Origin of the sequence: Acidithrix ferrooxidans, from assembly GCF_000949295.1 — a bacterium.
Lineage (GTDB): Bacteria > Actinomycetota > Acidimicrobiia > Acidimicrobiales > Acidimicrobiaceae > Acidithrix > Acidithrix ferrooxidans.
In genome coordinates, this window is the sequence record NZ_JXYS01000045.1 from 1 (window position 1) to 5,206 (window position 5,206).

The following is a 5,206-nucleotide window of genomic DNA, read 5'->3' on the forward strand; positions in this document are numbered from 1 at the left end:
CTTCCGCATTCGAACACTCCTTAGCGGTGGCAAGGTCAATTGGGACCTTCTAGCAACCGTAACACCGACATTTCGTTAATCTCCAGCGTGGCAGATAGAAAATCGTAGCCCTATCAAGATGACCATCTCTAGCTGATAGCTATCAGCTAGAGATGGTCATAGCCGAAGCCTATTGGAAGTCGAAGGTCATTGGAATGGGCAGAACGCAAAGCGTTCTGCCCATTCCAACATTGTTCTCCTGGCAATTTTCCACAGAGTTAGTCAATCTTGGCGACGCACAGGTCCCGCTGAGGGCCAACAACCTCTCATATCAGGACCCAGGGGCTATTGCGATCTTATCCGTGGCACTTTATCGTCGCACCTGGGGCTTTAATTCAAGATAGGCCTTAGTTCAAGATGAGTCATGGATCAAGCTTGCTCTTGTATTCGAGCAGTCTCCGACAACCTAATTCACACTAAACGTGGTGATATGCCAATTCTCAGATAGTTGTAGATTCATCAAATGGGATAGATGTTCTCGTGGATGTTTGGGTTCGCCAATGGCGAACCCAAACATCCACCTTATGAGTTTTAGAGATTTCTAGTCGATAATTGATCGTCGTCCAAGGAGCCATTAGACGTGCCAACCCCTATCTCTATAGCCCAAAGCCAGAGGCTTTATCTGATTTAGATGCTTACTTTCCACCGTTAAATCCGAAGACCCAGGAATGCTTGCCTCGCTGAACGTTCGCTACGTGATTGCCGGGCACTCCGAACTGCGTGCGCAGTGCGGCGAGACCGACGAGGTCGTGCGTGACAAGGTCAGCGCCATCTATCGGCACGCAATGCGGCCGATCCTCTGCGTTGGTGAGACCACCGCAGAGCGTAACAGTGGCGTTGCTGAAAGGAAGGTGCGCCGGCAGGTGGCCTCGGCGCTCGGCGACCGGCCAGCTGAGTTGGTTGCCGCGGCAGTCATTGCCTACGAGCCGCTCTGGGCTATCGGTGCTGGGGTGACCGCCACGCCCGACGATGCGGCGCAGATGTGTACAGCGATTCGAAACGAACTCGGAAACTTAGCCGGAGTAGATGCAGCCGCGATGGTTCGCATCCAGTATGGCGGCTCGGTCACAGCTGAGTCCTCCGGGGCGTTACTCGGTGCGGAGAACGTAGACGGGTTCCTCGTAGGTGGGGCGAGCCTCGACGCCGAGCAGTTTAGCACCATCGTGACCGGTTGATTCGGGCCGCGATGCTGGACAACTCGTCCCTCTCCAGGACAGGGTCGAGGCTGGCCTTGTGAGCAGCGCAACGACGATGGTCGTGTCTCCCGACGCCGTCAAGCCAATTGCTCTGATGGTTGCCTGGCTGGCCTGTTTGCTCCTCGGCACCCAAGTGCCATGTGCCACCTGGAGATCGCACCGCTCTCTGCCCGCGCCTGAGTACTCCAAAAATCTGTACCAGTCATTCCAGTAATTATTTACCAATCCTTTCAACCTACCACAGGAGCCATTGCGGAATGGCCTGACTATTCCATAACTTGCGACCACGCAAGATTGAAAACTGCGACGTGCGTCACGAATAGGTGGCGTGGGTCAAAAATATCTTGCTCTTAGTGAGTCAAAGATAGGTTGCTGGCAACAGTGACCAGGGAGATGCTCGTCATTCAGCTGAATCTCGCGGCCCATCCGTCTTCGGTGAATGGGTAGCGTTAGCTTTGGTGCCTTGGCGTCACAGTTTCCGGCGATGCTCCAGCCGGTAACGACGCTGCATGGCTGACCGCCGCGTTCCCAGATGTCGTTGTGGTCGCTATTGTGCCCGCTGTTGTCGCCGGTAACGACGCTGCATGGCTGACCGCCGCGTTCCCAGATGTCGTTGTGGTCGCTGTTGTCGCCGGTAACGACGCTGCATGGCTGACCGCAGCGTTCCCAGGTCTTGTGCCCGCTGTTGTCGCCGGTAACGACGCTGCATGGCTGACCGCCGCGTTCCCAGGTCTTGTGCCCGCTGTTGTCGCCGGTAACGACGCTGCATGGCTGACCGCCGCGTTCCCAGGTCTTGTGCCCGCTGTTGTCGCCGGTAACGACGCTGCATGGCTGACCGCAGCGTTCCCAGATGTCGTTGTGGTCGCAGGATTGAAGTCGGAATATGTCGGGCGACCGTGAGTCGTACCTGAAGAGCTTGCAGACACAGCGCTGCCGTTTGATGTGTCTTGCGGTGCTACCACCGAACCTCGGTCGAGTTCGTATCCCTGATACTCCTGAGCTGGGAGAGAATTCTCCTGTGAGCTCGTTCTGGACGCTGGAGCGGGAGTCATAGTGCTACCTGTTGCGCTTGCAGTCGTGTTCGCAGTCAGTGCTGATGCTGCAACCTTGCTTGCAGGGCCTGCTTGCGTGACGAGTACCGACGGAGCAACACCGTGCACGAATGAGACGAGTGCCATCGTTTTTCCGACAGTTCCAACCACGGCGGGGAGACCCACAGGGGCCGTCCATCCGAGGAAGGGCAGTTGAGCAATCCAAGCAGCAGGGCCCGACATAAACCGAAGGCGCCCAATTGAAATGTTTAGAAAGGCACGTACTACATCAGGATCAAAGTGCGTCCCAGCACATCTCACTACTTCTTGACGGGCCTCCAATATAGACATTGGCCTCTTGTAGGACCGTGCGGCTGTCATGACTTCGTAGGCATCGGCAAGTGAAACGATGCGCCCAGAGAGGGAAATATTGTTCCCGGACAGACCTAACGGATAGCCTTGGCCGTTCCATTTCTCGTGATGCTCCCATACGGCGTTCGCAAATGGACCCATCCACCCCAGAAGTGGCTCCAAGAGTTTCTGGCCCTCAAGGGGATGTCTTCGTATTTCTTCCCACTCGGCAGGCGAAAGAGCCCCACCTTTGTTCAGGATTTTAGTGGAGACAGCCACCTTCCCTACGTCATGAAGCAGTGCGGCCCACACGAGTTTGTTGCAGTCACTCTTTGATAGGCCGACTTCCTGTCCGATGAGCAGTGCATAGGCTTTCACTCGTTCAGCATGACCTCTGGTTCTACGGTCATGGTACGTGAGTGAAGCGACCAGTTCGATAACTGAAGCAGCATCTGTCGGCGTCTTGAATTCCTGAGCCTTCATGTCGACAGCCTTGACACGCTCTTCGAGTTTTCTCACGGATCCAGCACGCATTGCTGACTTGAACCGAGACGGTGCCTGGTCAGGAAAGATCATCGTCAGTTTCAAGAGGGCGACTAACGGTAGAAATCTCCGGGTCTGCCTCTCCACCACCAACAAAAGTAATGACGAGGAGAGCAATAGCGAAGCCAACCATGCCAACTGCGAGATTGTCGTATGTGGCTCTCGGATGATGTGGCTGAAGACGATGCTGCTCATCACTGCGCTCGCTATAGGTATCAGAAAGAGACCTAGATGTAACAGCAATGCATGCCGGGGCTTCGCTGCCCATTCACGGGGTTTTGCTGGCTTGTTGGGCTCAGTCGTCGTTCCCTGATCTATGAGTGCTGCCGTTGCTCTTCCGAGGCCGGTATCTCTTGGTGGCAAAATATTTCGCCTTGATAACACTACTCTGAGTGACATGACGTGTATATCGGTCTTTTTAGCGAATTACTTTAAGTGATTTGTAACGGTGGACGATGCTCGAAAACTAAACACTTACAACGCTCGAAAAGTGAACAGTTTCAGACACCCCAGCTCTTGTCTTCAGCGGTCAGCATCACGCTTGGTAAAGCTTTCGATGCCTCGTTCCCTCAAGCGATAATTAGCGCCTTTGAGGGCGAGCACGGCGGCATAATGGACGATGCGGTCGATCATCGCAGCTGCGACTACTTGGTCCCCAAAAACACCACCCCAGCCTGAAAACGCCAGTTTGCTGATGAGAATGAGTGAGGCATGCTATTGATGCGGTGTGCTCATGATCGCAGTAATGCGGACAAAAGCACAGGCTCAGAAAGTGTCCGAACTAACTGGGTGTAAAGTTCTTCTTGACGAAGGTAAGCCGACAAGGAAAGTATCGCTCACCGGAGATTTCGAGCAATACCGAGATGCACTAGAGTCAGTCAGCGTACTATTCCAGCTATGTGACGATACCGGCGAGAAGGTTCCGACCGGATGGACAGTCACAGGGGCTTCGTTTGAGGTCGAGTGGCCAAAAGATCCACAGGTAGCATCTGGTATCCGTTCTCACTTTGGTGCTAGACGCTTCGCCTTCAACTGGGCGCTAACCAAAGTAAAGTCAGACATGGAAGCCAAGAAAGAGAACTCAGACCATAAATCGACGCCGTGGACTCTTGAGGCACTTCCTAAACAGAGCAACCAAGGAAAGAACGGGATCGCACCTTGGTGGGGTGATAACTCCAAAGAGGCATATGCCTCTGGCATAGCTGACCTCGTACAGGCGCTATCTAACTGGTCTAGCTCTAAACACGGCAAACGAAAGGGCAGGAACGTCGGCTTCCCTCAGTTCAAGTCCAAGAGAAAAGATGTAGGGCGATGCTTTCGTTGATTACGCGGGGGTATTAAGGCGTCACTGAAGCTGATGATGACGTAGAGGTGGCTGTGTAGTTGCGTTGTCGCTATCTGTTAGGGCAAACTAGGGAGTCCGAATAAAATGGGACCCCCTCGCTGTTTTTTGTCCGAACTACAAGAGGGTCCCCCAGAGATGCCAGAGGCACCATGGCTGTTATTGTATCTAGTGATCCCGACGTTGTGGAATCTGAATTGTTGGGTGGAAAACTTTTTTGTCCATCCTGTAACGGAGTGCTTCGGAAATGGGCACATGCGAGGTCGAGAACCATTCGTATGCGTGACTGCACTAAGACGCTTTGTCCACGAAGATCGCGCTGTAGTGATTGTTTTAAGACCTCGGTTCTCCTGCCCGATTACCTTTTAGTTCGCCGGGTGGACGAAGCAGCGGTAATCGGGTCAGCTTTAGTTCAAAAGGCTGAGGGACTTGGACATAGAAAGATCGCTGCAAATATCTGTCGTCCCGAGACAACCGTCCGAGGCTGGCTCAGACGTTTTAGAGAAAAGTTGGAGATACTCCTAGAACGCTTCACCAATTGGGCTCTGGTTTTAGATGTCACATTGTCTGAGATTGCCCCAGCGGGATCTCTATTCGCAGATGCAATAAGTGCAATTGGGATTGCTGTTCGTTCTCTAAGCATCCGCTTTGGTCCTAGTCCCCCATGGTCCCAGATGTCAGTTATGTGCGGAGGAAGACTTCTT

The 5,206-nt window shown here is 53.6% G+C and carries 5 protein-coding genes and 1 pseudogene; 4 read left to right on the plus strand and 2 right to left on the minus strand.

The window, feature by feature from the left end; genetic code table 11:
• Nucleotides 1-194 precede the first annotated feature (194 nt).
• Nucleotides 195-383: a hypothetical protein gene (locus tag AXFE_RS08420; RefSeq protein WP_152625967.1), complete on the plus strand. Its 189-nt coding sequence runs from the start codon at nt 195-197 to the stop codon at nt 381-383.
• A 324-nt stretch (nt 384-707) separates the two neighbouring features.
• Nucleotides 708-1,214 carry a triose-phosphate isomerase family protein gene (locus tag AXFE_RS08425; protein WP_052605445.1) on the plus strand — a complete coding sequence of 169 codons (507 nt, stop codon included), beginning with the start codon at nt 708-710 and terminating at the stop codon, nt 1,212-1,214.
• A gap of 470 nt (nt 1,215-1,684) precedes the next feature.
• Here the strand turns inward: AXFE_RS08425 and AXFE_RS08430 are convergent, their stop codons facing one another.
• Both AXFE_RS08430 and AXFE_RS21430 read right to left on the minus strand, forming a co-directional pair.
• Entirely contained in the window at nt 1,685-3,523 is a 1,839-nt protein-coding gene (locus tag AXFE_RS08430; RefSeq protein ID WP_052605446.1) for an HD-GYP domain-containing protein, read from the minus strand.
• A gap of 159 nt (nt 3,524-3,682) precedes the next feature.
• Nucleotides 3,683-3,874: pseudogene (locus AXFE_RS21430) on the minus strand (ATP-binding protein); the annotation flags it as partial.
• A gap of 58 nt (nt 3,875-3,932) precedes the next feature.
• Between AXFE_RS21430 and AXFE_RS08435 the strand changes: the two are divergent.
• Entirely contained in the window at nt 3,933-4,484 is a 552-nt protein-coding gene (locus AXFE_RS08435; protein ID WP_152625968.1) for a hypothetical protein, read from the plus strand.
• 170 nt (nt 4,485-4,654) lie between these two features.
• On the plus strand, nt 4,655-5,206 hold a 552-nt coding region (locus tag AXFE_RS19220), incomplete at its 3' end, for a DUF6431 domain-containing protein (protein WP_152625969.1).

Bases quoted from the DNA above. Each gene is read 5' to 3' on its own strand.
- AXFE_RS08425 (WP_052605445.1), top strand. From the start codon at position 708: ATGCTTGCCTCGCTGAACGTTCGCTACGTGATTGCCGGGCACTCCGAA.
- AXFE_RS08420 (WP_152625967.1), top strand. From the start codon at position 195: ATGGGCAGAACGCAAAGCGTTCTGCCCATTCCAACATTGTTCTCCTGG.